Origin of the sequence: Achromobacter sp. UMC46, from assembly GCF_014170335.1 — a bacterium.
Taxonomy (GTDB): domain Bacteria; phylum Pseudomonadota; class Gammaproteobacteria; order Burkholderiales; family Burkholderiaceae_B; genus Achromobacter.
The window spans coordinates 315,469-342,353 of sequence record NZ_LZZS01000003.1; the positions used below are offsets into that span (position 1 = coordinate 315,469).

General features: G+C 66.2%; 27 protein-coding genes. 18 read left to right on the forward strand and 9 right to left on the reverse strand.

Annotation, left to right across the window (positions count from 1 at the left end):
* Window positions 1-11: 11 nt before the first annotated feature.
* The 8 genes from A9973_RS01930 (at window position 12) to A9973_RS01965 (ending at window position 8,539) form a co-directional block, all read left to right on the forward strand.
* Window positions 12-980, forward strand: a complete 969-nt coding sequence (locus tag A9973_RS01930) for an ABC transporter permease (RefSeq protein WP_183012077.1) — start codon at window positions 12-14, stop codon at window positions 978-980.
* Entirely contained in the window at window positions 977-1,879 is a 903-nt protein-coding gene (locus tag A9973_RS01935) for an ABC transporter permease (protein ID WP_183012078.1), read from the forward strand. Before A9973_RS01930 ends, A9973_RS01935 begins: the two co-directional genes overlap by 4 nt.
* Window positions 1,876-2,874, forward strand: a complete 999-nt coding sequence (locus A9973_RS01940) for an ABC transporter ATP-binding protein (protein ID WP_183012079.1) — start codon at window positions 1,876-1,878, stop codon at window positions 2,872-2,874. The genes A9973_RS01935 and A9973_RS01940 overlap by 4 nt, the downstream gene beginning before the upstream one ends.
* Window positions 2,871-3,896, forward strand: a complete 1,026-nt coding sequence (locus A9973_RS01945; protein WP_183012080.1) for an ABC transporter ATP-binding protein — start codon at window positions 2,871-2,873, stop codon at window positions 3,894-3,896. Before A9973_RS01940 ends, A9973_RS01945 begins: the two co-directional genes overlap by 4 nt.
* A 25-nt stretch (window positions 3,897-3,921) precedes the next feature.
* Window positions 3,922-5,577: an amidohydrolase gene (locus A9973_RS01950; RefSeq protein ID WP_183012081.1), complete on the forward strand. Its 1,656-nt coding sequence runs from the start codon at window positions 3,922-3,924 to the stop codon at window positions 5,575-5,577.
* A 1-nt stretch (window position 5,578) separates the two neighbouring features.
* Window positions 5,579-6,553, forward strand: coding sequence for a GTP-binding protein (locus tag A9973_RS01955; protein WP_183012082.1), 975 nt, complete (start codon window positions 5,579-5,581; stop codon window positions 6,551-6,553).
* Between the two features lie 110 nt (window positions 6,554-6,663).
* A complete protein-coding gene (locus A9973_RS01960) occupies window positions 6,664-7,056 on the forward strand; it encodes a nuclear transport factor 2 family protein (RefSeq protein WP_183012083.1) in 393 nt (130 codons plus the stop codon).
* Between the two features lie 67 nt (window positions 7,057-7,123).
* Window positions 7,124-8,539, forward strand: a complete 1,416-nt coding sequence (locus A9973_RS01965) for an FAD-binding oxidoreductase (RefSeq protein WP_183012084.1) — start codon at window positions 7,124-7,126, stop codon at window positions 8,537-8,539.
* A 31-nt stretch (window positions 8,540-8,570) separates the two neighbouring features.
* Here A9973_RS01965 and A9973_RS01970 read toward each other — a convergent pair whose 3' ends face one another.
* The 4 genes from A9973_RS01970 to tauA all read right to left on the reverse strand — a co-directional run bounded on the left by A9973_RS01970 (window position 8,571) and on the right by tauA (window position 12,955).
* Window positions 8,571-10,109, reverse strand: coding sequence for a PLP-dependent aminotransferase family protein (locus tag A9973_RS01970; RefSeq protein WP_183012085.1), 1,539 nt, complete (start codon window positions 10,107-10,109; stop codon window positions 8,571-8,573).
* A gap of 130 nt (window positions 10,110-10,239) precedes the next feature.
* Window positions 10,240-11,067 carry an ABC transporter permease subunit gene (locus A9973_RS01975; RefSeq protein WP_183012086.1) on the reverse strand — a complete coding sequence of 276 codons (828 nt, stop codon included), beginning with the start codon at window positions 11,065-11,067 and terminating at the stop codon, window positions 10,240-10,242.
* Window positions 11,060-11,896 carry a taurine ABC transporter ATP-binding protein gene (locus tag A9973_RS01980; RefSeq protein ID WP_183012087.1) on the reverse strand — a complete coding sequence of 279 codons (837 nt, stop codon included), beginning with the start codon at window positions 11,894-11,896 and terminating at the stop codon, window positions 11,060-11,062. The genes A9973_RS01975 and A9973_RS01980 overlap by 8 nt, the downstream gene beginning before the upstream one ends.
* Window positions 11,897-11,926: 30 nt before the next feature.
* Window positions 11,927-12,955, reverse strand: a complete 1,029-nt coding sequence (gene tauA, locus A9973_RS01985) for a taurine ABC transporter substrate-binding protein (protein WP_183012088.1) — start codon at window positions 12,953-12,955, stop codon at window positions 11,927-11,929.
* 245 nt (window positions 12,956-13,200) lie between these two features.
* Here tauA and A9973_RS31305 point away from each other — a divergent pair, with 245 nt between their 5' ends.
* Both A9973_RS31305 and A9973_RS01995 read left to right on the forward strand, forming a co-directional pair.
* Window positions 13,201-14,841 carry a methyl-accepting chemotaxis protein gene (locus A9973_RS31305; protein ID WP_183012089.1) on the forward strand — a complete coding sequence of 547 codons (1,641 nt, stop codon included), beginning with the start codon at window positions 13,201-13,203 and terminating at the stop codon, window positions 14,839-14,841.
* Window positions 14,834-16,150, forward strand: a complete 1,317-nt coding sequence (locus A9973_RS01995) for an amidohydrolase family protein (RefSeq protein ID WP_183012090.1) — start codon at window positions 14,834-14,836, stop codon at window positions 16,148-16,150. The genes A9973_RS31305 and A9973_RS01995 overlap by 8 nt, the downstream gene beginning before the upstream one ends.
* A 78-nt stretch (window positions 16,151-16,228) precedes the next feature.
* On the opposite strand, the gene folE is transcribed toward A9973_RS01995, so the two are convergent.
* The 3 genes from folE to A9973_RS02010 all read right to left on the reverse strand — a co-directional run bounded on the left by folE (window position 16,229) and on the right by A9973_RS02010 (window position 18,980).
* A complete protein-coding gene (gene folE, locus A9973_RS02000; protein ID WP_183012091.1) occupies window positions 16,229-16,774 on the reverse strand; it encodes a GTP cyclohydrolase I FolE in 546 nt (181 codons plus the stop codon).
* Window positions 16,775-16,905: 131 nt separating this feature from the next.
* The gene (locus A9973_RS02005) at window positions 16,906-17,562 is read right to left on the reverse strand and encodes a response regulator transcription factor (RefSeq protein WP_183012092.1); all 657 of its coding nucleotides are present in this window, start codon (window positions 17,560-17,562) and stop codon (window positions 16,906-16,908) included.
* Window positions 17,559-18,980, reverse strand: a complete 1,422-nt coding sequence (locus tag A9973_RS02010; protein WP_183012093.1) for a cache domain-containing protein — start codon at window positions 18,978-18,980, stop codon at window positions 17,559-17,561. Before A9973_RS02010 ends, A9973_RS02005 begins: the two co-directional genes overlap by 4 nt.
* 314 nt (window positions 18,981-19,294) lie before the next feature.
* Between A9973_RS02010 and A9973_RS02015 the strand changes: the two genes are divergently transcribed.
* Window positions 19,295-21,376 carry a carbon starvation CstA family protein gene (locus A9973_RS02015; protein WP_183012094.1) on the forward strand — a complete coding sequence of 694 codons (2,082 nt, stop codon included), beginning with the start codon at window positions 19,295-19,297 and terminating at the stop codon, window positions 21,374-21,376.
* 18 nt (window positions 21,377-21,394) lie between these two features.
* Complete coding sequence (locus tag A9973_RS02020) at window positions 21,395-21,607, forward strand: YbdD/YjiX family protein (protein WP_085946884.1); 213 nt, start codon at window positions 21,395-21,397, stop codon at window positions 21,605-21,607.
* 75 nt (window positions 21,608-21,682) lie between these two features.
* Here A9973_RS02020 and A9973_RS02025 read toward each other — a convergent pair whose 3' ends face one another.
* On the reverse strand, window positions 21,683-22,861 hold the full coding sequence (locus tag A9973_RS02025) for an MFS transporter (RefSeq protein ID WP_183012095.1): 1,179 nt from the start codon (window positions 22,859-22,861) through the stop codon (window positions 21,683-21,685).
* Between the two features lie 171 nt (window positions 22,862-23,032).
* On the opposite strand from A9973_RS02025, the gene A9973_RS02030 reads away from it, so the two are divergent.
* The 6 genes from A9973_RS02030 (at window position 23,033) to A9973_RS02055 (ending at window position 26,605) form a co-directional block, all read left to right on the forward strand.
* Window positions 23,033-23,584 carry a Dps family protein gene (locus A9973_RS02030; protein WP_183012096.1) on the forward strand — a complete coding sequence of 184 codons (552 nt, stop codon included), beginning with the start codon at window positions 23,033-23,035 and terminating at the stop codon, window positions 23,582-23,584.
* A 154-nt stretch (window positions 23,585-23,738) separates the two neighbouring features.
* Window positions 23,739-24,176, forward strand: a complete 438-nt coding sequence (locus A9973_RS02035) for a GNAT family N-acetyltransferase (protein ID WP_183012097.1) — start codon at window positions 23,739-23,741, stop codon at window positions 24,174-24,176.
* A 184-nt stretch (window positions 24,177-24,360) separates the two neighbouring features.
* Window positions 24,361-24,741 carry a hypothetical protein gene (locus A9973_RS02040; RefSeq protein ID WP_255468976.1) on the forward strand — a complete coding sequence of 127 codons (381 nt, stop codon included), beginning with the start codon at window positions 24,361-24,363 and terminating at the stop codon, window positions 24,739-24,741.
* Window positions 24,742-24,857: 116 nt separating this feature from the next.
* A complete protein-coding gene (locus tag A9973_RS02045; protein WP_183012098.1) occupies window positions 24,858-25,595 on the forward strand; it encodes a 3-oxoacyl-ACP reductase family protein in 738 nt (245 codons plus the stop codon).
* Between the two features lie 66 nt (window positions 25,596-25,661).
* Window positions 25,662-25,979: a multidrug efflux SMR transporter gene (locus A9973_RS02050; RefSeq protein ID WP_183012099.1), complete on the forward strand. Its 318-nt coding sequence runs from the start codon at window positions 25,662-25,664 to the stop codon at window positions 25,977-25,979.
* An 86-nt stretch (window positions 25,980-26,065) separates the two neighbouring features.
* Window positions 26,066-26,605, forward strand: coding sequence for a TetR/AcrR family transcriptional regulator (locus tag A9973_RS02055; RefSeq protein ID WP_255468990.1), 540 nt, complete (start codon window positions 26,066-26,068; stop codon window positions 26,603-26,605).
* 18 nt (window positions 26,606-26,623) lie between these two features.
* Here A9973_RS02055 and A9973_RS02060 read toward each other — a convergent pair whose 3' ends face one another.
* Window positions 26,624-26,884 carry a DUF2798 domain-containing protein gene (locus A9973_RS02060; RefSeq protein ID WP_183012101.1) on the reverse strand — a complete coding sequence of 87 codons (261 nt, stop codon included), beginning with the start codon at window positions 26,882-26,884 and terminating at the stop codon, window positions 26,624-26,626.
* Window position 26,885: the final 1 nt, after the last annotated feature.

Below are 26,885 nucleotides of genomic sequence, written 5' to 3' on the forward strand. Positions count from 1 at the left end.
GCGGAGCCGCCATGCTGCGTTTTCTCTTGCGCCGTCTTGCCTACGCGGGGTTGCTGCTGTTGGCCGTGGTGACGCTGAATTTCCTGCTGATCCACATCTCGCCGGGCGATCCCGTCGAGACCATCGCCGGCTCCATGGGCGGCATCAGCGAAGAACTGCGTGCGCAGCTGCGCACGCAGTACGGGCTGGACAAGCCCTTCCTGGTGCAGCTGGGCCTGTACCTGTCGCAAGTGCTGCGCGGGGACCTGGGCTATTCGTATTTCTTCAACGTGCCGGTCGCGCAACTGATCTGGGAGCGCGTGCCCGCCACGCTGCTGCTGGTGGTGACGTCGGTGTTCAGCGCCTTCGTCACGGGCACGCTGCTGGGCACGCTGGCCGCCAGGAAGCCGAACGGGCCGCTGTCGCAGGGCATCACGCTGCTGTCGGTGGTGGGCTATTCGGCACCGGTGTTCTGGACGGGCATCATCCTGATCATCCTGTTCGCCTCCGCGTTGCCGATCTTTCCGGTGTCCGACATGCGGTCGGCGGGCGGCCCGCAGGACGGCTGGCCGGGCGTGCTGGACGTGCTGCACCACCTGGTGCTGCCGGCGTTCACGTTGGCGTTCGTCTACCTGGCGCAGTACAGCCGCCTGGCGCGCGCCAGCGTCATGGAAGCGTTGTCGGCCGATTACATCCGCACGGCGCGCGCCAAAGGGCTGCCCGAACGGACGGTCCTGTACAAGCACGCCTTGCGCAACGGCGTGCTGCCGGTGGTGACGATGCTGGGCCTGCAATTCGGCAACGTGCTGGCCGGCGCCATCCTGGTCGAGACGGTCTTCAATTGGCCCGGGCTGGGGCGGCTGGCGTTCGACTCAGTGCTGCGGCGCGACTACCCGACACTGCTGGGCATCCTCCTGTTCGCCTCGTTGCTGGTCGTGGTGATGAACCAGCTAACCGATCTGGCCTACCGCCTGATCGATCCCAGGATCAAGACATCATGAGCCAAGCGCCTTCCGCGATTCCCCTTGCCGCCGTGGCGGCCACGGCCTCGCGCGCCCCGGCGCGGCAGTCGTACGAGGCCTTGCGGGTGTTCGCCCGCAATCCGTCGGCGGTCTTCGGCGTGCTGCTGTTGACCGCCATTCTGGCGGTGACGATCTTCGGCCCGATGCTGATGCAGGCGGACCCGTTTGAAATCGTCAGCGCGCCCATGGAGCCGCCCGGCGGCGACATGCTGCTGGGAACCGACTATCTGGGCCGCGACGTGCTGACCGGCATGGTCTATGGCGGCCGCGCGACCCTGCGGGTAGGCGTGGTGGCGGCGGTGCTGTCCATGGCTATCGGCCTGACGGTTGGCGCGTTGGCCGGCTACTACGGCGGCTGGGTCGACGAGACCCTGATGCGCATCACCGAATTCTTCCAGGTGCTGCCCACCTTGCTCTTCGCGATGGTGCTGGTGACGCTGTTCACGCCGTCGCTCGCGACCATCGCGGTGGCGATCGGCGTGGTCAGCTGGACCGGCACCGCGCGGCTGGCGCGGGGCGAATTCCTGCGTTTGAAACGGCGCGAGTACGTGCTGGCCGAACGCGTGATCGGCGCGGGCGACGCGCGCATCATCTGGCGGGTGATCCTGCCCAATGCGCTGGCGCCGCTGATCGTGTCGGCCACGTTGGCCATCGGCACGGCGATCCTGTTCGAGGCCGGCCTGTCGTTCCTCGGGCTGGGCGATCCCAACATCATGAGCTGGGGCCTGATGATCGGCAGCAACCGCCCGTACATCCTGACGGCATGGTGGGCCGTGACGCTGCCCGGCGCGGCCATCTTCCTGACCGTGCTGGCCGTCAGCCTGATCGGCGACGGGCTGAACGACGCGTTGAATCCGACGTCGCGGGGCCGGTCATGAACGACCGCCTGCAAGTCCCCGTCCTGGAAGTCGAGTCGCTCAGCCTGGAGTTCCGCTCCCGCGGCCGCGTGGCCGAAGTACTGAGCGAAGTCAGTTTCGAACTGCGCGCCGGCGAGACTCTGTGCCTGGTTGGCGAGTCCGGTTGCGGCAAGAGCATGACGGCGCTTGCCGTCATGCGGCTGATCCCGGCGCTGGGCCGGATCGGCGCCGGCCGCGTCCGCCTGTCGGGCGTGGATCTGGCGCTGCACGACGACGAGGCCATGCGGCGGGTGCGCGGCAACAAGATCTCGATGATCTTCCAGGAACCCATGACCGCCTTGAACCCCGTGTATACGGTCGGGGACCAGATCGCGGAGCCTCTGCGGCTGCACCAGGGGCTTGGCAAGTCGCAAGCCCGGGCGCGCGCCATCGACATGTTGAAGTCGGTGGGCATCCCGGTGCCCGAGCGACGCGTGGACGACTATCCGCATCAGATGTCCGGCGGCATGCGCCAACGGGTGATGATCGCCATCGCGCTGGCGTGCGACCCGGACGTGCTGATCGCCGACGAGCCGACGACCGCGCTGGACGTCACCGTGCAGGCGCAGATATTCGACCTGCTGCGCGAGCAGCAGGCGCGGCGCGGCACGGCGGTGCTGCTCATCACGCACGACATGGGCGCGGTGTCCGAAATGGCCGATCGCGTCGTCGTGATGTATGGCGGAAGGGTGGTGGAGCAGGGCGGCGTGCGGCAGATCCTGTCGCATCCCCGCCATCCCTACACGCAGGGGCTGATCGCCTGCCTGCCCGAACTGGACCGCGAGCCCGACGATATCCGCCCCGACTTGCCCGAGATCCCCGGTGTGGTGCCGTCGGTGTGGGACCGTGGCGCGGGATGCCCCTTTCTGGACCGCTGCAGTCAGTCGCTTGCGCGGTGCCGCAGCGAATTTCCGCCGTTGGCGCACGTGGCCGAAGGCCAGGACGTGGCCTGTTGGCTCTATCAGGAGGCCGCATGATGGCGCAGCCGCACACGCCCGCATTGCTGTCGGTCCGGGATCTGGCCGTGCATTTCCCCGTGGGCGGCAAGGGCCGCGACGGCAAACCGGTGGTGGTCAAGGCGGTCGACGGCGTGTCGTTCGATCTGGCCCGTGGGCGCACGCTGGCGATCGTCGGCGAATCCGGCTCCGGCAAGACCACCACGGCGCTGTCGGTGCTGCGGCTGGCGGACCCGACGTCGGGCTCCATCCATTTCGACGGCACGGACCTGACCGCCTTGGGCGGATCGTCGTTGCGGCAAATGCGGCGTCGGCTGCAACTGGTGTTCCAGGATCCGTACTCGTCGCTGAATCCGCGCCAGCGCGCCGAAGACATCGTGCGGGCGCCGCTGGACCTGATGCGCATCGATCCGCCCGGCGGGCGCGAGGCGCGCGTGGCGAAAATGTTTGAACTGGTCGGCCTGCGGCCCGAACAGCGCCAGCTGTTTCCGCACCAGTTTTCCGGCGGCCAGCGGCAGCGCTTGAACGTGGCGCGGGCGCTGGCCAGCGCACCCGACCTGATCGTGTGCGACGAACCGGTATCGGCGCTGGACATCGCCATCCGTGCGCAGATCCTGAACCTGCTTCGAAAGATCCAGCGCGAACAGGGGCAATCGTTCCTGTTCATTTCGCACGACATGGCCGTGGTCGAGCACATCTGCGACGACATCGCCGTGATGTACCTGGGCAAGATCATTGAACAGGCGTCGCGCCGCGCCTTTTTCACACGCCCCTTGCATCCGTACAGCGTGGCGCTGATGTCGGCGGTGCCGACGGTCAAGGGCGGACGCGAATCGGCCGCCCGCCGCGTGCGGCTGTTGGGTGACCCGCCCAGCCCGGTGAACCCGCCGCCGGGATGCCGCTTCGCCGGACGCTGTCCGGCCGCGCAGCCCGCCTGTTCCACGCGCGAACCCGAATTGCGCGAAGTCGTGCCCGGCCATCGCGTGGCCTGCCATTTCGTAGAGGTCCGTGACGGCGCCCTGGTGGCGCCGCTTGTGGGCTGATCCCAACCGTCATGAGGAACCATCGATGACCCGGCCTGAAGGCAAGACGACGATCTACGCCGCCCGCAGCATCCTGACCATGAATCCGGCCCAGCCCCGCGCCACCCACGTGGCGGTGCGCGACGGCCGCATCCTCGGCGTGGGCAGCAGGGAAGACCTGGCCGGCTGGGGCCCGGCCGACGTGGACGACCGGTACGCGGACAAGGTGCTGATGCCCGGTCTGGTGGAAGGGCACTGCCATCTGCCCGAAGGGGGCATGTGGAAATTCGTGTACGTGGGCTTCTACGACCGCCGCGGGCCGGATGGCCGCTTGTGGAGCGGGCTGAAAAGCTTTGAGGACGTCGCCGGCCGGTTGCGCGAGGCTGAGCGCAGTCTGCCGGCGGGCGAAACCCTGATCGGCTGGGGCTTTGATCCGATCTTCTTCGACGGCCAGCGCATGCGCGTCCAGGACCTGGACCGCGTATCGCCCGAGCGCCCCATCGTCGTCATGCATGCCAGCATGCACTTGATGAACGTGAACACGCCGATGCTCGCGCGCGCCGGCATCGACCGCGATACCGATATCGAAGGCGTGACGCGAATGGAAGACGGCCGGCCCAGCGGCGAGCTTTGCGAATTCGCCGCCATGTTCCCGGTCATGCGCCTGATCGGCAGCCCGTTCCGCACCGTTGGGCTGTCCGAAGACGGATTGCGCATGTTCGGCAAGGTGGCGCAATGGGCGGGCGTGACCACTGCGACGGACCTGGTCAATGAACTGGGCGACGAGGGCATCGCGACCCTGGCGCGCATTACGGCCGAACCCGACTACCCCGTGCGCATCGTGCCCGCCGCGTCGGCGCTGACCTACGCAGGCGATCCCGCGCGCTGCCTGGAAAAGCTGGCGGCGGCCAAGAAGTTGAATCACGACAAATTGCATCTGGGCATGGTCAAGCTGGTGGTCGACGGATCGATCCAGGGCTTCACCGCCCGGGTGCGCTGGCCGGGCTATTACAACGGCGCGCCCAACGGCATCTGGGTCATCGCGCCGGCCGAACTGGACGCGACCGTCCAGGCCTATCACGACGCCGGCGTGCAACTGCACATCCATACCAACGGCGACGAAGCCACGCAGCGCGCGATCGAGGCCGTGGACCTGGCCTTGCGCCGCACGCCGCGCCGCGACCACCGGCACACGCTGCAGCATTGCCAGATGGCCGACGCGGCGCAGTTCCGGCGGATGGCCAGCCTGGGCATGTGCGCCAACCTGTTCGCCAACCACATCTATTACTGGGGCGACGCCCACTATGCGCTGACGATGGGGCCGGACCGCGCCAACCGCATGGACGCCTGCGCGTCGGCGGCGCGGGCGGGCGTGCCGTTTTCAATCCATTCCGACGCCCCGATCACGCCGCTTGGGCCCTTGTTCACGGCTTGGTGCGCGGTCAATCGCCAAACCGCGTCGGGCCGCGTCCTGGGCGAGTCCGAGCGGATCAGCGTGGACGCGGCGCTGCACGCCGTCACGCTGGGCGCGGCCTATACCTTGCACATGGACCATCTGGTGGGTTCGATTGAAGTGGGCAAATACGCCGACTTCTGCGTGCTGAAAGACGATCCTGCGACGGTGCCCGCCGACCGGTTGAAAGACGTCGCCGTGCTGGGCACCGTCGTCGGTGGACGGCCGCTGGCCCTGGAAGGCGCCTGAAATGGCCGGCACCAGCGCGGCGCGCATCCCGCTGACGGTCGTAGGCGGCTTTCTGGGCGCGGGCAAGACGACCTTGCTGAACCATGTGCTGAGCGCCAGCCGCCGCCGGGCGGCGGTGCTTGTCAACGACTTCGGGCCCATCGACATCGATGCCGGCCTGATCGCGCAGCGCGCGGACGAGGTGATCCGGCTGGCCAACGGCTGCGTCTGCTGTTCGATGGCGGGCGGCTTGGACGATGCGCTGGCGCGCGTGCTGGCGCTGGATCCGCCGCCGGAATGGATCGTGATCGAAGCCAGCGGCGTGTCGGATCCCGGCCGCATCGCGCAGGTCGGCATGTGCGACCCGCTGCTGCAGTTGGAAGGCGTGGTGGTGCTGGTGGACGCGGCGAACGTGCAGGCGCTGGCTGCGGACCCCTTGCTGAGCGATACGGTGGCACGGCAACTGCGGGCGGCCGATCTGCTGGTGTTGAACAAGACCGACCTTGCGACGCCGGAAGCGCTGGCGCAGGTCAGCGCGTGGCTGCGGGACGTGACGCAAGGCGCGGCCATGGTCGAGGCCCGGGAAGGGCGCGTCGATCTGCGCTGCCTGTCTGGCGAGGCCATGCCGGGCGCGTCCGCCCACCGTTGCGCGCATGCGGGTTGCGGCCACGCGTCGCATGCTGTGGCGATGTCGGATCCGGAGCCCGACCACCCGTTCCAAAGCTGGCTTTGGGAGGCGCCCGGCATGCTGGACGCGGACCGGCTGACGGGGCAACTCCGGCAAATGCCCCGGCATCTGCTGAGGGCGAAGGGGTGGGTCCGCACCGACCGGCACGGTCTGGTGCTGGTGCAATGGGCGGGCCGCCGCGTGCGCTACGACACGCAGGCGGCGCCACCGGAGGGCCTGGGCGCGGCGGGCCTGGTGTTCATCGGTTTGCGCGACGCCATCGATCCGCGGCAAGTGTCCGCGCTGCTTGCGCCCGCCACGGCTGCGTGACTGGTGCAAGCGATTTCCCTTTTCTGGTTCTAGACCCTGCCGGACCGCTCTCGTACCTTGGACCTTGTACGCAGGCGCATGCCGCGCCGGCGTCTATTGGAGGGTAGGCAATGCACAAGACCGTCACCGTGGACATGCTGGCCGAATTCGCGGCCGCCTGGAACCGCCACGATATCGATGCCTTGATGAGCTTCATGAGCGAGGACTGCGTGTTCGAGACCGTGGGCGGCCCGGATGCCTGCGGCAGCCGGCACACGGGGACCGAAGCGGTCCGCGCGGCCTTCGCGGCGGCCTGGAAGAACTTTCCCGATGCGCAATGGAACAACGGCCAGCATTGGATCGCAGGCGACCGGGGCGTGTCCGAATGCACGTTCACGGGCACCGCTGCGGACGGCTCGCGGGTCGAAGCGGACATGGTCGACGTCTTTACGTTCCAGGACGGCAAGATCCGCGTGAAGAATGCATTCCGCAAGCAGCGCCCGGCATTGCCGGCCCGAGCCTGACGCCCGCCTCGGGCCTCGGAAGCACGCCGGAAGCTCTCCGGAAACACCCAGGACACGGATTCGAAGCATGGATACCCAAATGCCCTTCGACACCTCCCGCCCGCCGCGCGCGGCCACCCCGGGCGCCAACGCCTACAACCCGACCTATGACCCCCTGGTGTCGCCGCCCGGGCGGGGGCAGGACTATGCGCCCACCTACTGGGTCGCCAGCGCTGGCGATCCGCCCGAGGATGACGGGCCCATCCAGGGCGACGTCGATGCCGACATGGTGATCGTCGGGTCGGGCTTCACAGGCCTGTCGGCCGCGTTGACGCTGGCGCGCGATTTCGGCGTGCGCGCAGTGGTGCTGGAGGCCAACCGCGTCGTGTGGGGTTGCACCAGCCGCAACGGCGGCCAGGGGCAGAACGCATCGGGGCGCCTGTACCGGTCGCAATGGATCGAACGCTGGGGGCTGGATACCGCCCGCCGCCTGGACGCGGAAATCCGCGAGGGCTTCGAATACTGGAAGAGCCTGGTCGCGCAAGTGGATTGCGACGCGCAGCCGGGCGGGCATCTGTACACGGCGCACCGCCAGAAGAAGATGGCGTTCCTGGAGAACGAGGCCCGCGTGATGCGCGAGGTGTTCGGCTACGACGCCAGGATGCTCGGCAAGGACGAACTGCGCGAGCGCTACGTGGACGACCACGAAGCGGTCGGCGCCATGCACGAGCCCGATGGCGTGGGCGTGCACCCGTTGAAGCTGGCCTATGGCTATCTGCGCCAGGCGCGGGCGCTGGGGGTGCGCGTGCACCCGTCCAGCCCCGTGCTGGGCTGGCGCGTGGAAAACGGCGTCATCCTGCTGGAGACGCCGGGCGGCGTGGTGCGGGCGCGTCGGGTGGCGTTCGCCACCGGCGGCTATACCGCGCAGGGCGTGAACCCGTTGCTGGACAACCGCATCATGCCCGTGCTGTCGAATTCGCTGGTGACGCGGGTGCTGTCGCCGGCCGAACGCGAGGCGGCGGGCTTGAAGAGCACCGTATTCATCACAGATACCCGCACCTTGCGCTTCTACTACCGTCTGCTGCCGGATGGCCGGATGCAGATCGGCAGCCGCAGTGCGTTGCGCGGCGCGGACGCGCAGCATCCCCGCCATCTGGCGCTGCTGCGCGAAGGCCTGGCGCGCAAGTTCCCGTCGCTGCGCGGCGTGGACGTCGCGTATTCCTGGTGGGGCTGGGTGGACGTCAGCCACGACATGATGCCGCGCGTAACGCAGCCCGATCCGGCACTGCCGGTGTACTACGCGTTCGGCTATGGCGGCAATGGCGTGGCATTCTCGGCACACGCGGGCAAGCGGCTGGCCGAACGGATGATGGGCAAGGACGGGCTGGCCTGGGACTTGCCCATCTATGATTCGCCGCTGCCCGGGCACTTGTTCGCGCCGTTCCGCCGGATCGGCCAGGGCTTGCTGTACCGCTGGTACCACCTGCGCGACGAGCACCTCTAGCGCAAACGGGCGCGGGGCGTCGGGCGCGGGCCTACGCCGCCGTGCGCAAGCGGTAGCGGTGCACCACCTGCGCCAGCTTTTCGATTCCCGGCCCGATATGCTCGGGCCGGATCGACGTGAAACCCACCCGCAGGTAGTTGCGCGGCGCGTCGGCGCCGTTCATGAAGAACACGTTCCCCGGTTCGACCACGACGCCTTCGGCCAGCGCGGCCTCGGACAGTTCGGCGGCGTCCAGCCAAGGCGGTCCGGCCAGCCAGCAGGACGACGAGCCCGTGATGGGGATCGCCTTGAAATCGGGCAGGTGCCGGGCCAGCGCCTGGGCCAGCTCGGCGCCGCGCTTCTGATATGCCTGCGACTGTTTGCGCAGCAGCGAATGGTGGTGGCCCAGCGAGATGAACAGCGAGAAGGCGCGCTGGATATACGCGGAGGGATGGCGCAGCATCAGCCGGCGCAGGGCCCGCAGTTCGCTGGTGAGTTCGCGCGGCGCGACGATGTAGCCGATGCGCAGGCCCGGCGCGAACGATTTGGCCAGGCTGCCGACGTAGATGACGCGGCCGTCGCGGTCCAGGCTTTTCAGCGCCGGGATCGCCCCTTCTCCCCAACGGCTTTCGCTTTCGAAATCGTCTTCGATGATCATGCTGTCGGCCTGGCGCGCCAACGCCAACAGATTTTCCCGGCGTTCCATCGCCAGCGTGACCGTGGTGGGGCACTGATGGCCGGGCGTGACGAAGACATAGTCGCAGCCGAGCAGGTGCGTGCCCGTGCACAGGCCGCGCTCGTCCACGGGCAGCGGCAGCAGGTTGCGGGTGTGGCTGGCGAAGATGTTGCGGGCATCGGGGTAGCCGGGGTCTTCCATGCCGACGACCGTGTCGTCGTTCACCAGCAGGTCGGCCAGCAGGTACAGGGCGTGCTGCGCGCCGACGGTGATGACGATTTCCTCGGCGTCGGCCCAGACGCCCCGGCGCGGCAGGACCTGGGTGCGGATCTGCTCGATCAGCGTGGGGTCGTCGTGCGTGATGAGGTCTGGCGCCCAGCTGCGGATGTCCAGCACGGACAGCGCCTTGATGCAGCATTCGCGCCATTCGGCGGTGGGGAACAGGTCGGGGTCGAACTGGCCGTAGACGAAGGGGTAGGGCTGCTTCTGCCAGTCTTGCGGTTTGGTGATATTGCGCTGCCGTGAAGGACGGAAGCGCAGCCGTTCCTCCCATCGCACGCGCCGCGGGTCCGGCGCCTCGTCCTGGGGCGCGGCATGGGCGACGTCTGAGGCCGAACCGGAATGTCCCTGCATGACGGAATCGCAGACGAAGTGGCCGCTGCGCTCGCGCGACACCAGATACCCTTCGCTGACCAGTTGCTGGTACGCGAAGACGACCGTGTTGCGGGCGATGTGCAACTGGTCGGCCAGTTGCCGGCTGGAGGGCACCGGCATGCCGGGCGGCAGGTGGCCGCTGAGGATGGCCGACACCAGCATCTGGCGCACGCGGCCCTGCAGGCTGAGATTGGGTGCGCTTTCCCTTTCAAACAGGCGTTCCCACAACACAGGCTTGAGCATCGAGGCCTGGCTGGACATGACGGCTCCTTGTGAAGGCGATGCGGGACCCCGGCGCAGGGCGCGGGCGGGGTCGGGTTCCGGATCTGAGCCTCAGGATAGAGGAGCCGCCAGGGCGAAGAAATGGGGGATTGCCCTGTTGGAAACCGTCTTAGATGCGTCCCTTCCAGGGGATGGCGAATTTCTCCAGGTAGCGCACCAGCAGGTCGAAGGCGAAGGCGAACACGCCGATCACGATGATGCCCATGATGACGGTATCGCTGGCCAGGAACTGGGCGGCGTTCAGCACCATGAATCCCAGGCCCCGGTCGGCGGCCACCATTTCGGCGGCGACCAGCGTGGTCCATCCGACCCCGATCCCGATGCGCATCCCCGTGAAGATCTCGGGCATGGCCGCCTTCAGGATCACGTGCCAGACGATCTGCATCCGCGTGCCGCCCATCGCATAGGCGGCATGGATCTGCTCTATCGAGACCGAGCGCACGCCCGCGCGGGCGGCGATCGCCATGGGCGCGAAGATGGCCAGGTAGATCAGCAGGATCTTCGGAAACTCGCCGATGCCGAACCAGATAATGATCAGCGGCAGATAGGCCAGGGGCGGCAGCGGGCGGTAGAACTCGATGGGCGGATCGAAGATGCCGCGCGCAAAGCGGTTCACGCCCATCAGGATGCCCACTGGAATGGCGGTGAGGCAGGCCAGGAGGAACGCGCCGAAGACGCGCGTCAAGCTGGCCAGCGCATGCTCGGCCAGGGTGGAATTGGCGACGCCGTCCGTCATGGCCGAGACGAACTTGTCATACACGGCGATCGGAGACGGCAGGAACAGCGGCCGCACCCAGCCCGCGCTGGTCACCAGGAACCACAGGGCGATCACCGCCAGGCTGGTGATCAGGCTGATGTGCCCGCTGTAGCCGGCGCCCGGCGCGCCGTAGACCATTCCCGGCGTCGCGGGCTTGTGCCCTGACCGGTTCCTAGCCATGGACGGCTTCGGGCGAGGCGGCGGCGCGCTCGTCGCCGTAGATGATGCCAAGGACTTGTTCGCGCATGGCGATGAAGTCGGGACTGGATTTGATGCCACGGCCATCGCGGGTCTCCAGGTAGCGCCGGTTGAAGTCCGGCGTGAAGGTGTGCGTGATGCGGCCCGGGCGAGGCGACATGACGATCAGCCGCGACCCCAGGAAGAGCGCCTCTTCAACGCTATGGGTGATGAAGAAGAACATCTTGCTGGTCTGCCGCCAGATGTCCAGCAGCAGCTCCTGGATGGTTTCGCGCGTCAACGCGTCCAGCGCCGCCATCGGCTCGTCCATCAGCAGCATGGCGGGGTCGCAGGTCAGTGCGCGCGCGATGCCCACGCGTTGCTGCATGCCGCCGGACAGCTGGTAGATCATGTGGCGGTGGAAGTCCTGCAAACCCACCAGTTCCAGGTTGCGGCGCGCGCGGGCGCGTCGCGTTGCCTTGTCCACGCCTTGCAGTTTCAGCCCGAATTCCGTGTTCTCCAGCACGTTCAGCCAGGGCAGCAGGGCGTGCTTCTGGAAAACGACGCCGCGGTCGGCGCCGGGGCCCACGATGGGCCGGCCGCCCAGCGTGATTTCCCCCTCTGTCGGGGACAGGAACCCCGCCAGCAGGCTGAGCAAGGTGGTCTTGCCGCAGCCCGAGGCGCCCAGCGCCACGACGAATTCGCCGGGCTGGATGGTCAGGTTGACGTTCTGCAGCGCGATCACCGGCCCGCTGTCGTGCAGGCCAGGATAGGTGACGCTGACTTGTTCCGCGCAAAGCCGCTGCGCGGCGGAGGTGGACGGCATGGTCATGCGGGCTCCCCTTGTGGCGCGCCAGGCCGCTTACTTGGCCGCGGCTTTCGCGTACTGGTCCGTGACGTGCGGGCTGTAGTCGGCCAGAGCCTTGTCAATCTGCTTCTGGTCTTTCAGGAACGTGGCGCTGGCGGCGAAGGCCCGCGCCGCGCCCGATTCCTTGCCGCCGCCCAGCCATTCGTTCGACGCCTGTTCCTGCGCGGTGGGGAACACCAGCAGGCCCAGCGCCTCGACGACGTCATCGGGCTTGCCGCCGATCAGGCGCACGATGCCCTTGACCTGCGGCGACTCGGCGGTCCACTTGGCGCCGTTGGCGCGGTAATCGGCGTAGGACTTGGCCAGCACGCCGGTGAAGGCGGCCATGAATTTCGGGTTCTTGGCGGCCCAGGCGCGGTCCACCACGATGCCGTCGAAGGTGGGCACGCTGGCGGCGCCGATCTGCTGGGAGTCGGCGATGATCTTGCCGCTCTTGGCGATCTCCGTCAGCGCGGGCGGCCAGACATAGGCGGCGTCGATATCGCCGCGCTGCCAGGCGGCCACGATTTGCGGCGGCTGCATGTTCAGGATGCGCACGTCGCGCGGCGAGATCTTCCATACCTGCTCCAACCCCACCAGCAGGTGGAAGTGGGAGGTCGATACGAACGGCGTGGCGACGCGCTTGCCTTTCAGGTCGGCGGTGCTGTTGATGCCGGAGCCGTTGCGGGCGACCAGCGCTTCGGATTTCCCGATGTTGTCCAGGATCCAGAACAGCTGCATGTCCACGCCGCGGGTGGAGGCCGAGGTGATGCCGGTGGAGCCCAGCACGCCGACAGGCACGTTGCCGGAGGCCAGCGCGGTGGAGATGTCGCCGCCGGAGGTGAACTGCCGCCAGTCGACCTGGTAGCCGGCCTCTTTCAGCGCGGAATCGAAACTGCCGTCCGCGATGGCGGACAGGAACGGGCCCACGATCAACTGGTAGCCCACGACCAGCTTGGTCTGGGCATAAGCCGGCGCGGCCAGCAGCGCGGCGGCCAGGCCGGCAAGGGTGCAGCGGCGGATGTGGCGGAATATCGCGTTCATGGTGGTCTCCGAGAGAGAGCGGCCGCGCCCCGGCGCAACCGGCTTGCTGAGTGCCAGTTTGCCCGGATCGGACCAGAACGCTAGGGCCAGATTCTCGGTTCCTTAGGATCCAACCGGATCAGACCAATTGTTATGCATTTGTTAACAATCTGACGAGTTGTTGCGGATAAATTTGAGCGATTCCGATCTGCGGCAGATCGCTCTTTCAGACGGCCCGAGACGTAGGCGAAAAGTGGGGGGAAATTATGTTGAAGAATTTAAAGGTGCGCCATTGCCTGGCGCTGGTGCTTGCGGCATTCATGGCCGCCATGATCGCGGCAAACGGCGCGTCATGGATGGGGTTGCGGTCCAGCAATGAAAAACTGACCGACCTCAATGCGACGATGTCGAAACAAGTGATGCCGGCCTACGGGGCTTTCACGCTGATGTTGCGCGCACGCCTGATGATGGACAGGGCGTGGGCACATTCGCAGGCGCAACGAGAGGCCGAAGCGGCGGTGGCAATACAGCGTGCGGACGAGTTCTGGAAGGCGGGTTTGGCGAGTTTTCGGAAGTTCGCGGAAGCGCCCAAGTCGGCGGACGTGCAGGAGAAGGCCGAACCGGTGCTGAGGGAGTTCAAGCAATATGGCGAGCTGATGCAAGCGTATTTCAAGCAGCTGCGGCAGCCGGAAAATGCCGAATCCGCGGCGTTGAGCCGTTCGTTCCAGGCGGCCACGACCGAGTTCGACACCGTCATGTCGGATTTCCTGCGCTATGTCGACTTGAAGACGGATCAGTATGTCCTGGAGAGCGAGGAAGCCTACGTCGACGCGATTATCGTCATCGTGGTGCTGCTGGCGGGCTCGGCGCTGCTTGGCATAGGGGCCGCCTACTTCGTCAGCCGCGCCGTGCTTCGGCCATTGACGCTGGCTGGAGACCATTTTCAGCGTATCGCCGGCGGTGACTTGACTGGCGACATCACGGTGCATTCCACGAACGAGCTGGGTCAGCTGTTTTCTGCGTTGCAGCGGATGCAGGCCAGTCTGGCGTACACCGTCGGGGAGGTCGGCCGGGGAGTGCGAGAGATCGGTTCGGGTACCCAGGAAATCGCTGATGGGAACCTGGACCTGTCCGCGCGCACGGAGCAGCAAGCGGCCTCGTTGGAAGAGACGGCGGCATCGATGGAGCAGCTGGCGGCCACGGTGAAGCAGAATGCCGACAATGCCAGGCAAGCCAATCAACTGGCCGAGGGAGCGTCTCAGGTGGCGAACCGGGGAGGCCAGGCGGTAGCCGAAGTCGTGCGGACCATGGAAGAGATTTCGACGAGTTCGTCGAGGATCTCCGAGATCGTCTCGGTCATTGACGGGATCGCATTTCAGACGAACATTCTGGCGCTCAATGCCGCGGTGGAGGCGGCGCGCGCGGGTGGGCAAGGCAAGGGGTTTGCCGTCGTGGCGGCCGAGGTCCGGGCATTGGCGCAGCGCAGCGCAATCGCCGCGAAAGAGGTCAAGGAATTGATTGTGGAGTCCTCGGCGCGAGTCAGCGCAGGCACCCAGCAAGTGGGGTTGGCGGGCGAAACCATGCAGGAGATTGTCGCGGCTGTCAGCCGGGTGACGGAGATCATGGCACAGATTGCGGCGGCATCGATCCAGCAGTCCGCAGGTATCGAGCAGGTCAATCGTGCAGTCGTCCAAATGGACCAGGTGACCCAGCAGAACGCGGCGCTGGTCGAGCAGGCGGCGGCGGCCGCGCAGTCGTTGCGTGAACAAACCCAGGGACTGGCGGCGACGGTGTCGGTGTTTACCGTCGCCGAAGCGATCGGGGCTGTGCATGTCCTGGCCGCGCCCAGCCGGCATGCCTTGCAGCAGCCATTTGCCGCACTGACGTCGGATGCCCGGTATGGGTGATTTCGACATGGTCGTCCGTGGCGACTTTGTCACCTCGGCGGGCACCTACAAGAATAGATGGTTGGCCGTGCTTGACGGCAAAATTGCGGCTTTGGGCAAGTACAGGCCGCCGCGTGCGCGCGAACTGGTCGACGCTCGGGGGAACTGGGTCATGCCGGGCGTTGTGGATGGCCGTATCCGCGCTAGCGGAATGCCTGGGGGCGCGGGGTTGGAGATTGCTTCGCGCGCGGCGGCGGCGGGTGGCGCCACGGTTGTCGTGGATATGCATTTCGAGCATGCTCAACCCGTTGTCTGTCGCATGCGCCTGGAGGCGGTGGCGGCCGATATCGCACGTCGGGGGCATGTGGACGTGGCCGTGGCTGGCACGCTGGACGCCGAACATGGCCTGATGGCGGCCATGGAACTGATGGAAGGCGGAATCTGCGCTATCTCGATTCCCGCGTTCGAGGCCGGCCGCGATCCGCTGGTTCGCTTCGAGGACGATCTGTATGCGACGTTCCGCGCACTGGCGCCATTGGGCCTGGCATGTGGCATGCACTATCAGGTGGATGGGGCGGCCAGCCGGGCCTCCAGACGGCTGCTTGGCATGGGGGGGAGACGCTGGGACGCGTTGCGGCGTCGGCACACGCAACTTATTGAAGGGCTGGCGACGCGGTTGTTGTGCCGGATCAGCGCGGTGACGGGAGCGCGCACGCACGTCGCCGACGTGTCGACGCCCAGAGGTTTCGATCTATGCGCTGGATACCGGCAGGCAGGATTTCCGGTCAGTGTCGAAACGGGCATACGCAGTTTGGTGGCGGGCGGCGATATGGACCCGGCTGGCGACGGGTCTGCCGAGGCTCGCGACGACGTGGAGCACGTATGGCGTCGCCTGGCCAATGACGAGTGCACCTTTGTTTCGTCAGGGTTCATGGTGGGCGGGCAGCCGGATGGCTACGGCCCCGACGTGCTGTTGCCCGCCTTATGGACGGGGTGCGCACAGCGCGGCATTGAACCGGCTATGGTGGTCAGACTGCTTTGCCACAACCCGGCCTGTCACTTCTTCTTGAACCACGCCAAAGGGTCGTTCGATATTGGAAAGGACGCGGACCTTGTGATCCTGGCACCTCAGCGTTCTGTCCCTTCGATGCTGAACCGCGAATCCGGCGACCGGATTTCAGCGGCTGATCCGCGGGCGTTTTCAGTGCGTGTAGCGGGAACGTGGTGCCGCGGCCGGCAGGTTTTCGACGGACGACGCGTTACCAGCGCGCCCGGCTATGGACGCTATCTGCGCGCCAACGGCGGTGATGACGCTCTGGCGTGGCGGTAGTCCATGAGGTAGCGGCGTCTCCATGCCGCATGCGGCATTCGGCCGGAAAGCGGCGCTGGCCTTCGGCCGCAATCGGGATCAGCGGATGAGGCTCAGGAATTCAGCCCGGGTCGACGGGTTTTCGTGGAATTCGCCCAGCATCACGGACGTGACCATGGACGAGTTCTGCTTTTCCACGCCGCGCATCATCATGCACATGTGCTGGGCTTCGATGACCACGGCCACGCCTGCCGCGCCGGTGACCGTCTGGACGGCTTCGGCGATCTGGCGGCTGAGGTTCTCCTGGATCTGCAGGCGGCGGGCGTACATCTCGACGATGCGGGCGACCTTGGACAGGCCCAGCACGCGGCCGGCCGGCAGGTAGGCCACGTGGGCCTTGCCGATGAAGGGCAGCATGTGGTGTTCGCACAGCGAGTAGAGCTCGATGTTCTTGACCAGCACGATTTCGCGCGTGTCCGAGGTGAACAGCGCGCCGTTGACGATTTCGTCCAGGTTCTGGCCATAGCCGCGGCACAGGTGGCGCATGGCCTTGGCCGCGCGGGCGGGCGTGTCAGCCAGCCCTTCGCGGGACGGGTCTTCCCCTAGTGCTTCGAGAATGGCGGTGTAGTTCTTTTCCAATGACATGGGGGGACTCCTGGGGGCAGCGCGCTCGTCGTGGCGTTGTGTCGTGTCGTCTGGCGTCGGGGACGCCGCAATGGAGGCAAGTCTACCGCAGCGCGGGCGGCGGGTCAGGCGGCCGTTTCGGACCCGGCGGGTCAGACGCCCCGGTTCTCGACGGCGTACTTGATCAGTTCGGCCTGCCCGTCGATGCCCAGCTTGCGCTTGATGTTCAGCCGGTGCGTCTCGACCGTGCGCACGGACAGGCCCAGCGCCAGGGCGATCTGCTTGTTGGCCTGGCCGCCGGCGATGTGGCGCAGCACGTCGCGTTCGCGCTGCGTCAAAAGGGTCGCGGGAGCGCTGGCCTGGGACAGCCGCACGGCCACCGCCGCGCTGAAATAGCTGCGGCCCGCGACCACCGCACCGATCGCGGTGACGATCTCTTCGGCGGGTTCGTCCTTCAACAGATAGCCGCGGGCGCCGGCCTTCACCGCCTGCACCATGTATTCGGGGTTGTCGTGCATGGACAGCACCAGCACGGCGATCTGCGGGTAGCGTTCGTGCAATTGCGCCGTCAGCTCCAGTCCGCCCACGCCGGGCATGTTCAGGTCCATCAGCACCAGATGGGGCAGGGTGCCGCCCTGGGGATCCTCGGCCACGCAGTCCGCCAGGAACATCAGCGCCGCCTGCGCGTTGCCGGCTTCGCCCACCACGCGCAGGCGCGGCACGGTCTCCAGGCGCAGGCGCAGCCCGTCGCGCACCAGGGGGTGGTCGTCGACCAGCAGAAGTCGGATGGCGTCGTGGGGTTCGGTCATGCTTGGGTCGTCGCGGTAGGGGCGGCCGGGGCCGGCAGGGGCAGCCACGCCTGCAAGGTCGTGCCTTGGGCGTTGGTGTGGAAACTGAGGTTACCGGATAGCGCGGTCATGCGTTCTCGCATGTTGCGCAGCCCGATGCCGCGCCGGGGATCCTGCTGGACCTCCGCGTAGTCGAAGCCGCGGCCGTCGTCCGAAATCGTCAGGCGCAGATCGTGCGCGCTGTAGGCCAGCGTCATGTCGGCCCGGGTGGCGCCGGCGTGGCGCATCACGTTGGTCAGCGCTTCCTGGGTGACGCGGAACAGCGCGGTGGCATAGGCGTCCGGCAGTTGGACCGGGCGCCCGGCGGTGCGCAGGCGGACGGCCAGCGGCGGCGCCCCGTCCGCGCTGGGGATGGCGAACTCGCGGCCCAGGTGCTCAAGCGCGGCGGGCAAGCCCAGGTCGTCCAGCAGGGTGGGGCGCAGGTTGTGCGAAATGCGCCGTACCTCGCCTACGGCGCTGTTCAGGCGGTCCAGCGCGCCGCCCAGTGGCCGGTCGATATGGGCCAGGGCCTGCGGCTGCTCCGGCAGCGATTGCCGCAACCGTTCGCGCGCGGCCTCCAGCGACAATTTGATGGACACCAGCACCTGGCTGATGCCGTCGTGCAATTCCCGCGACAGGCGGGCGCGCTCGTCTTCCTGCGAGCGCACCAGCTGCTGGGCCATCAGCCGCAGCTTGGCGTCGGACTGCCGGTGGTCGCTGATGTTCAGCGCCAGGCCGCAAGCCGCCACCCCCAGGATGGACACGGCGGCGATGCCCGCGACCCAGGCGAACATGTTGCGGATGTTGGCCTGCGCGGCGGCGTCGATGCTCACCAGCGCCTGCTCCACATCGTCCAGGTAGATGCCGGTGCCCAGCATCCAGCCCCAACGGTCCAGCACCACCACATAGCCCAGCTTTTCGACGGTCAGGTGGGTGGAAGGCTTCTCCCACAGGTAGTGCACCACTTCGCCCTGCTGGCCGCCGCGGCGGGCGGCCGTCAGCAGGTTCTGGATGACGGCCTGGCCGCGCGTGTCGCGCAGGTTCCAGAGGTCTTGCCCGACCAGTTCGGGCTGGCGCGGGTGCATCAGGTTCTTGCCGTTCAGGTCGTAGACGAAAAAGTAGCCGTCGTGGCCGAATTCCATCTGCGCCAGCAGTTCCAGCGCCTGCTGGCGCGAGGCCTCGTCGTCGCCCGCCGCCTGCAAAGGGGCGACGGCGCTGTAGGCCAGGCTGACGTAGTGGCGCAGTTCGTTTTCCTTGCTGGCCAGCCAGGCGCTTTCCACGACCTGCTTTTCGCGCTGGGCCAGTTGCAGGCCCTGCACATAGACGGCCACGGTGATGGCGGCGACCGCCACCAGCAGGGGCACGGCGGCAAGCAGCAGGATTTTCAGGCGCAGCTTCATATTGTGGGGGGGCGGCCCCGGTTGGGATTGGTGCAATGCATCACGACGATTTCCCCTTGAGGGGTGTCGGTCGACGCGCCGGATTTTACGATTCCCACCGGTTTATGTTGCGGCGCATTGCGTAGTAACACGTACCCGGCGTGCGTAGTTCCGCGCTTGTTGGCAGGGGGGCAAAACGAAATACTAACGCCCGCGTCCCAAGGACGCAGTGCGGACGCCTGCGCGCCCGCCACCCCACAACAATGAGTCTGCCTTCCGCGGGACGAAAAAAGCGTTTCACGCCACAAGCATGGCGGGAGGCAAGAGGAGCACTTATGCAAACCAGCAGTAAGGGACTGGGTCAACACCTGGTCTGGCTGGCGGTTGCGGTACTGGGCGCGTTCGCGCTGGGCACCGTGGCGCTGGCCAGAGGGGAGACCATCAACGCGCTGTGGGTGGTGATCGCCGCCGTATGCGTTTATTTGATCGCATACCGCTACTACAGCCGTTTCATCGCCAAGAACGTCTTCCAGCTGGATGCTTCGCGCATGACGCCGGCCTGGAAGCACAACGACGGCCTGGACTATGTGCCGACCAACAAGCACGTGCTGTTCGGCCACCACTTCGCCGCCATCGCCGGCGCCGGCCCCCTGGTGGGCCCGGTGCTTGCGGCGCAGATGGGGTATCTGCCGGGCATGCTGTGGATCCTGGCGGGCGTGGTGTTCGCCGGTGCCGTGCAGGACTTCACCATCCTCTTCATCTCGACCCGCCGCGATGGCCGGTCGCTGGGCGATCTGGTCAAGTCCGAACTGGGCAAGATCCCCGGCGTGATCGCGCTGTTCGGCGCCTTCATGATCATGGTGATCATCCTGGCCGTGCTGGCCCTGATCGTGGTGAAGGCGCTGACGCACTCGCCGTGGGGCACTTTCACCGTCGCGGCCACCATTCCCATCGCGCTGTTCATGGGCGTGTACCTGCGATACATCCGTCCAGGCAAGATCGGCGAAGTCTCCATCATCGGCTTCGTCGGCCTGATGGCGGCCATCACCTTCGGCCAGGACGTGGCCGCGCATCCGGTCCTGGGCCCGATGTTCGACTTCGACGGCAAGGGCCTGACCTGGATCCTGATCGTCTACGGGTTCATCGCCGCGGTGCTGCCCGTGTGGCTGCTGCTGGCGCCGCGCGACTACCTGTCGACCTTCCTGAAGATCGGCACCATCCTCGGCCTGGCGATCGGCATCGTGGTCGTGGCGCCGGAACTGAAGATGCCCGCGCTGACGCAGTTCGTGGACGGCACCGGCCCGGTCTGGTCCGGCAACCTGTTCCCGTTCCTGTTCATCACCATCGCCTGCGGCGCCGTGTCGGGCTTCCATGCCCTGATCGCGTCGGGCACCACGCCCAAGCTGATCGAAAACGAAACCCAGGCCCGCTATATCGGCTATGGCGGCATGCTGATGGAATCGTTCGTGGCCATCATGGCGCTGGTGGCGGCTTGCGTGATCGAGCCGGGCATCTACTACGCCATGAACAGCCCGGCCGCGGTCATCGGCACCACGCCGGACCAGGTGGCCCAGGTCGTGTCCAGCTGGGGCTTCGTGGTGACGCCGCAAGACCTGATCCAGACGGCCAAGGATGTCGGCGAAAGCACGATCATCTCGCGCGCGGGCGGCGCCCCGACGCTGGCGGTCGGCATGGCGCACATCCTGCACCAGGCCATCGGCGGCCCGGGCATGATGGCCTTCTGGTACCACTTCGCCATCCTGTTCGAAGCGCTCTTCATCCTGACCGCGGTGGACGCGGGCACGCGCGCCGGCCGCTTCATGTTGCAAGACCTGCTGGGCACATTCGCCCCGTCGCTCAAGCGCACGGATTCGCTGCCTGCCAACCTGATCGCCACCGCCTTGTGCGTGGCGGCCTGGGGCTACTTCCTGTATCAGGGCGTCGTGGATCCCCTGGGCGGCATCAACACCTTGTGGCCGCTGTTCGGCATCGCCAACCAGATGCTGGCCGCGATTGCGTTGACGCTGGGCACCGTCGTGCTGTTCAAGATGAAGCGCGACCGCTACGCGTGGGTCACGATCCTGCCCACGCTGTGGCTGCTGGCTTGCACGCTGACGGCTGGCTGGCAGAAGCTGTTCGACGCCGACCCCCGCGTAAGCTTCCTGGCCCACGCCGCGAAGTACAACGCGGCCATCGCCGAAGGCAAAGTCCTGGCTCCGGCCAAGTCGCTGGGCGAGATGTCGCGCGTGGTCATGAACGACTACATCAACGCCGGCCTGTGCGCGATCTTCATGTTCGTGGTGGTGAGCATCGTGGTGTTCGGCCTGAAATCGGTGCAGCGCGCCCGCGCCGAGAACAAGCCGACCTCGCGCGAGACGCCGTACGAAACGCTGCCGGTCGCGGCCGGCGCCGACTGACCGCCAAGGAGGCGCCGCATGCTGTTTGGCAACATGAGTTCAGCCGCCGGCGCCGCCGGCCGTTACCTGGGGCAGACGCTTCGGCTGATGGTCGGCGTGCCGGACTACGAGACGTATGTGGAACACATGCGGCGTACCCACCCCGACCAGGAGCCGATGACCTACGAAGCCTTCTTCCGCGAGCGCCAGGACGCGCGCTATGGCGGAAAGAAGCGGATCGGCTGCTGCTGACAGTAAAAAGGCCTTGCAACCCGCAAGGCCTTTTTTTAATCCGCGCCGCCTGCATTGCTCCCTGCATTGCTCTCTTTATTGCGCCGCCGTCCGCCGCCATTTCTCGGATGCCCATATCAGCGGCACCGCGCCTAGCGCGCAGATGGCCATCACCATGAAGCCGCCGGGCGCGTAGCTGCGGTACAGCGCGCCGCCCAGCTGGATGCTGGCGAACATGAATACGCCACCCGACAGCAGCGCGTACAGCGCGATCGCCGACGTCTTGCAGGCGGCGGGAACGTGGCGCGTGATGTACCACATGATGGCGGCGTTGTTGCCGGCCAGTGTGAAGCACTGCAGCAGCTGCAGCCCGGCGATCAGCACCGGGTCGGTCGTGGCGGACAGCCCCGCCCAGCGGATCGCCGACATCACCGCCGAGGCCAGGATCAGCCATTGCGCGCCGGTCCGCGCCAGCACTTTGGGCGCCAGGAAGAAGAACAGCACTTCGCTGCCGACGCCCACCACCCACAGCAGCGAAATCAGCGAGGTCGACAGGCCGCTTGCAGTCCAATAGAGCGTGGAATACGAATAGAGGAAACCGTTGCTGGCCTGGACCAGCGACGCTGCCGCAATGCACATCACGAGCGGCCGGTCGCGCAGCACCGCCAGCATGGGCAGGCGCACGCGTTCGACGGGCGCCTCGTCGGCGGTGGGGCGCGCGGCCTGCGGCAGCAGCCGCACGCAGGCCAGGCAGGCGATGATCAGCAGAATCGACAGCCACATCACCCAATCGGTATCGAAGGTCTTGATCAGGTAGCCGCCGAGGACGGTGATGGTCGCAAAACCGAGCGACCCGCAGGCCCGCATGATCGTGTAGGAATTTCCCTGCCGCCGGCCGCTGGCGATCGCCATGCGGTCCATCAGCGGCAGCACGGCGGGAAATACCGCGTTCAGGAGCAGGGTGATTGCCAGCATCCAGCCTGGCGTCTGCGAAAACGGATAGCAGATGAACAGCACAAGGGACGCCGCCAGCGCCGAGGCGATCAGCGCGTGCGCGCGGCCGCTTTGGTCGGCCAGGTGCGCCACCACCGGCGTGGAGAATATCTTGGGCAGGAAGGAGGTGGCGACGATCAGCCCGATGACGGCGGGATCCACGCCGCGGCTGGCGAACCACAAGGGCAGGAAAGGGATGCTGACGCCCTGCAGGCCGTAATACAGGAAGTAGAACCCGTGCAACGCGATGGCGCCTTGCCTGGCGTCGGGATTGCCGCGCATAGCGATGGTGTGAATCTGGCTGAGACGAAGGCGCGTAGCATACTCCTTCCCGATAGGCCCGGGATGCCCGCCATTGGCAAAGCCTCTTTGCGGGATTACCCTTGGGTATCGCGCACGGCATTGTCCGTGCCGCGACTGCGTACTTTCTATCATTCCTAGGAGCGGCATTTCATGGCCAAGAAACTGAATGAGAAGACCACCAAGACGCTGAAAGAGCGGCGCAAACTTCCGCTGGCAACGCCTACCGACCTGGCGGCGGCGGCCACTCGCGACATCTCCGCCGCGCTGAACCAGCTACTGGCCGACGTGTTCGCGCTGTATCTGAAAACCAAGAATTTCCACTGGCACGTAAGCGGGCCGCACTTCCGCGATTACCACCTGCTGCTGGATGAGCAAGGCGATCAGCTGTTCGCCATGACCGACCCCATCGCGGAACGCATCCGCAAGATCGGCGGCACGACGCTGCGTTCGATCGGGCACATTTCGCGCACGCAGCGGATCTCGGACAACGACGCCGACTACGTGCAACCGCTGGACATGCTGGCCGAGCTGCGTGAAGACAACAAGGTGCTGGCGGCGGCGCTGCGCGAAGCCCACAACATCACCGACGAACACCGCGACATCGCCAGCTCCAGCCTGATCGAGAACTGGATCGACGAAACCGAGCGGCGCACCTGGTTCCTGTTCGAAGCCAGCCGCCAGGGCGATTCGACGGGGCATTGATTCCGGTGCTATCCCGGCGGGAATGAAAAAACCGCCCAGGCCACGGCGGCTTGGGCGGTGTTGCATAGGCGAGGTTGGAAGGCTCAGAAATTCTCCAATCCCGATGCGCGGCTCATGCACAATCTGGATCTTTCGCATCCGGATATTGGAAACCATGACCACACAAGCCCACGGCAAACTGGAAATCAGACGCTTGTCCCCGGCGGAATGGAGCGGCGCCTATCCCGTCATTGCTCAACTCCGATCGCTTGGCGAGGCGGAGTTCCTGGAGCGGGTGCGCCGGCAATCGCATTCTGGCTACGAGCTTGTTGCCGCCTTCCGGGATGGGACGATTATCGGCGTGCTGGGCATGCGGCCCGTCCACACGTTGGCGCGCGGGGCGCACCTGCATGTCGATGACCTGGTCGTAGACGCGTCGGTGCGGGGCAGTGGCGCGGGTCGTGCCCTGATGGATTATGCCGAACGCGATGCGCGCGCTCGCGGCATGACCGCCGTGTTTCTTGACGCGCGGCCGGATGCCGTTCCCTTCTATGAGCGAGAGAACTATCTGCTGCATCCCGCGCCATCAATGAAAAAGGTCCTGGCGCCATAGCGGAGAGCCGGCGAGGTCTTGGCCGTGGCCTCGCGTGGCCGATGCATGTGCTTACATAGATTCATCAGCGGCTAACAGTGAGTAGGGCATATTGCCTGCGCTGCGTAGGCGGCACGATCGCCGCGCGGCCCTTGCGGCAGGGCGGCGCGTAAACCTGATCCCTTTATTGCATTGGAGACCTGAATTGCCGATTTTCAATCAAGCTAACGCCATCGTTTCCCGTCGCCGCAATGCCGTCCTGGTGGCTGCCGCCTTGACGTTGAGCAGCAGCGCCGCCTTCGCGCAGCAGGCCGCGCCGGGGCAGATGCCGAGCATGGCGACGCTGAGCGGCCAGATGCACGCCGCCGCCGAGTATTGCAATGCCTACACGGCGGCGCAGCTCGATCAGATGAAGCAACAGCAAAAGACCGCGGCAAGCGCCCATGGCATGACGCCCGCGGATTTCGACACCGCCTTCTCGCAGTCGTACACCAAGACCAAAGGGCAGTTGGGCGCGCTGAGCGCGGCCGACAAGGAAAAGACCTGCGCGCAACTCAAGGCCATGTCGGCGGCCGGGGCGAAGTAACGGGGGGCAGGGTGACTACCTCGGAGTGAGGGGCACCCGTCGTTCAACAATCCTTGACGTGGAATGCCAGTTCTCGTACGATTTTTTAACCGATCGGTATAAAAGGAACTGTCGATATGGAATTCCAAGGCAAGGCTGCCCTCGTAACCGGGGGCACGCGTGGTATTGGCGCGGCCATCGTCCGGCGGCTGGCCCAACAGGGGGCTGATGTTGCATTCACCTATGCGAAATCGGATCAGGCGGCAAAAGACCTCGTCCACGAACTGGCTGCAACCGGTGGCAAGGTCCTGGCCATCAAGGCGGATAGCCGCGACCTGGCCGCCGTCCGGGCGGCGGTAGCGCAGACCGCCACGGAACTGGGCAGACTGGACATACTCGTCAATAGCGCCGGTGTGTTCCCCGCCGGCCCGATCGAGGACACCACGCTCCAAGAAATCAACGATACCTTGGCGATCCACGCGGGGGCGGTCTTCGTGGCATCGCAGGCCGCGCTTTCCTACATGGGTTCCGGCGGCCGCATCATCTCCATCGGCTCCTGCTTTGCTCAGCGGGTGCCGTATGGGGGGGTGACACTTTATGCGATGAGCAAATCAGCACTTATCGGGTTCACCAAGGGTCTCGCGCGCGAGGTTGGCGAGCGTGGCATCACGGTCAACATTGTCGATCCGGGATCGACCGACACGGATATGAATCCCGCCGATGGCCCGACCGTATCCGCGGAATTGGAGCTGATGGCGATCAAGCGCTATGCGCAGGCAGAGGAAATCGCGGCCGCGGTCGGGTATCTGGCGGGACCAGAGAGCCGATTCGTCACCGGCGCATCGCTCGCCATCGATGGCGGCTTCACGGCGTAGCGTCGCCATCAGGGGCCGTGAGCCGCGATTGACACCATCGCAGTTAAAAGTGAGAGGGGATTCCAGATGGCGTGGGCACTGTTGGTTCTGGCTGGCGCACTTGAAGTCGTTTGGGCATTGGCGCTTAAACAGGCAGACGGATTGACGAGGTTTTGGCCGAGCTTGATCGGTATCAGTGTTGCCATGCTGAGCCTTGTTCTGCTCGGGTTGGCGCTGAAGGATCTGCCGGTGGGCACCGCGTATGCAATTTGGGTGGGGATCGGCGCGTTCGGCGTGGCGGTCTTCGGAACGCTGGTGCTTGGCGAGCACATGTCATCGGCCAAGCTATTGTTTCTAGGGCTGATTGGGGTTGGCGTGGCGGGTCTGCGGATGATCGAATCGTGAATGCCGGCAGCAAACCCAAAGCAGAGCCTGCCCCGAAAATCGGGCGTCCAAGGGCATTTGACAGGGACTCGGCATTGCTTGCCGCCATGCGAACCTTCTGGGCGCAGGGTTATGAGGGCACATCGATCCAGGATCTCGTCGGCGCCATGGGCGTCAACAAGCCTAGCCTCTATTCGACCTTTGGCTGCAAGGAGGAGATTTTCCGGGAGGCGGTCGAACTCTACGACCGCGTCGAGGGGCAAGCAACGTCACGAAGTCTCAGCGAAGCCCGCACGTCCCGCGAGGCAGTCGAGACCATGCTGCGATCGAACGCACGAGGCTATGCCGTCGACGAGGGGCCGCGCGGTTGCATGATCGTGTTGTCGTCGCTGCTTGGCGCGCCCGAGAACGAGGGCGTGCGTGCGTTCCTTGCCGACAACCGGTTGGACGGAGAAGCGATGCTGAGAGACCGCCTTGCGCAAGGCATTGCAGAAGGGGACCTGCCGTCTTCCGCCGACGTCGATCAGCTTGCCGCCTTTTACACCACCGTTCTTGAAGGGCTCTCCATCCAGGCCCGCGACGGCGCTTCCGAGCAGAAGCTCAACATGATCATCGATGCCGCCATGCTCGCCTGGCCGGCCGGTTAACGTCCGGCTGCGCGGCGGCTATGGTTGCACGACCATCCAAGCGACGATCCGGCGCACGACGGGCAGCAAGAGAAGCAGGCTTGGAAATGCCACGATCCAGGAGGCCGCCCAGGCGTTGGGCCAATGGCCGACAAAATCAGGGCCCAAGCCGACGCTTGTGGCCGTTGCCACCGCCGAAACGATGGCCGACATGAAAACTGAAAGCACCAGCGGCATCAAGAACCGCGTATAGCCCTGAGGCAGTTTTCTCAGGATCGATGCGGGTGGGTTTTTAGGCATT

Coding starts and splice junctions, on each gene's coding strand:
- A9973_RS01930 (WP_183012077.1), top strand. CDS start 12: ATGCTGCGTTTTCTCTTGCGCCGTCTTGCCTACGCGGGGTTGCTGCTG.
- A9973_RS01935 (WP_183012078.1), top strand. CDS start 977: ATGAGCCAAGCGCCTTCCGCGATTCCCCTTGCCGCCGTGGCGGCCACG.
- A9973_RS01940 (WP_183012079.1), top strand. CDS start 1,876: ATGAACGACCGCCTGCAAGTCCCCGTCCTGGAAGTCGAGTCGCTCAGC.
- A9973_RS01945 (WP_183012080.1), top strand. CDS start 2,871: ATGATGGCGCAGCCGCACACGCCCGCATTGCTGTCGGTCCGGGATCTG.
- A9973_RS01950 (WP_183012081.1), top strand. CDS start 3,922: ATGACCCGGCCTGAAGGCAAGACGACGATCTACGCCGCCCGCAGCATC.
- A9973_RS01955 (WP_183012082.1), top strand. CDS start 5,579: ATGGCCGGCACCAGCGCGGCGCGCATCCCGCTGACGGTCGTAGGCGGC.
- A9973_RS01960 (WP_183012083.1), top strand. CDS start 6,664: ATGCACAAGACCGTCACCGTGGACATGCTGGCCGAATTCGCGGCCGCC.
- A9973_RS01965 (WP_183012084.1), top strand. CDS start 7,124: ATGGATACCCAAATGCCCTTCGACACCTCCCGCCCGCCGCGCGCGGCC.
- A9973_RS01970 (WP_183012085.1), bottom strand. CDS start 10,109: ATGTCCAGCCAGGCCTCGATGCTCAAGCCTGTGTTGTGGGAACGCCTG.
- A9973_RS01975 (WP_183012086.1), bottom strand. CDS start 11,067: ATGGCTAGGAACCGGTCAGGGCACAAGCCCGCGACGCCGGGAATGGTC.
- A9973_RS01980 (WP_183012087.1), bottom strand. CDS start 11,896: ATGACCATGCCGTCCACCTCCGCCGCGCAGCGGCTTTGCGCGGAACAA.
- tauA (WP_183012088.1), bottom strand. CDS start 12,955: ATGAACGCGATATTCCGCCACATCCGCCGCTGCACCCTTGCCGGCCTG.
- A9973_RS31305 (WP_183012089.1), top strand. CDS start 13,201: ATGTTGAAGAATTTAAAGGTGCGCCATTGCCTGGCGCTGGTGCTTGCG.
- A9973_RS01995 (WP_183012090.1), top strand. CDS start 14,834: ATGGGTGATTTCGACATGGTCGTCCGTGGCGACTTTGTCACCTCGGCG.
- folE (WP_183012091.1), bottom strand. CDS start 16,774: ATGTCATTGGAAAAGAACTACACCGCCATTCTCGAAGCACTAGGGGAA.
- A9973_RS02005 (WP_183012092.1), bottom strand. CDS start 17,562: ATGACCGAACCCCACGACGCCATCCGACTTCTGCTGGTCGACGACCAC.
- A9973_RS02010 (WP_183012093.1), bottom strand. CDS start 18,980: ATGAAGCTGCGCCTGAAAATCCTGCTGCTTGCCGCCGTGCCCCTGCTG.
- A9973_RS02015 (WP_183012094.1), top strand. CDS start 19,295: ATGCAAACCAGCAGTAAGGGACTGGGTCAACACCTGGTCTGGCTGGCG.
- A9973_RS02020 (WP_085946884.1), top strand. CDS start 21,395: ATGCTGTTTGGCAACATGAGTTCAGCCGCCGGCGCCGCCGGCCGTTAC.
- A9973_RS02025 (WP_183012095.1), bottom strand. CDS start 22,861: ATGCGCGGCAATCCCGACGCCAGGCAAGGCGCCATCGCGTTGCACGGG.
- A9973_RS02030 (WP_183012096.1), top strand. CDS start 23,033: ATGGCCAAGAAACTGAATGAGAAGACCACCAAGACGCTGAAAGAGCGG.
- A9973_RS02035 (WP_183012097.1), top strand. CDS start 23,739: ATGACCACACAAGCCCACGGCAAACTGGAAATCAGACGCTTGTCCCCG.
- A9973_RS02045 (WP_183012098.1), top strand. CDS start 24,858: ATGGAATTCCAAGGCAAGGCTGCCCTCGTAACCGGGGGCACGCGTGGT.
- A9973_RS02050 (WP_183012099.1), top strand. CDS start 25,662: ATGGCGTGGGCACTGTTGGTTCTGGCTGGCGCACTTGAAGTCGTTTGG.
- A9973_RS02055 (WP_255468990.1), top strand. CDS start 26,066: ATGCGAACCTTCTGGGCGCAGGGTTATGAGGGCACATCGATCCAGGAT.
- A9973_RS02060 (WP_183012101.1), bottom strand. CDS start 26,884: ATGCCTAAAAACCCACCCGCATCGATCCTGAGAAAACTGCCTCAGGGC.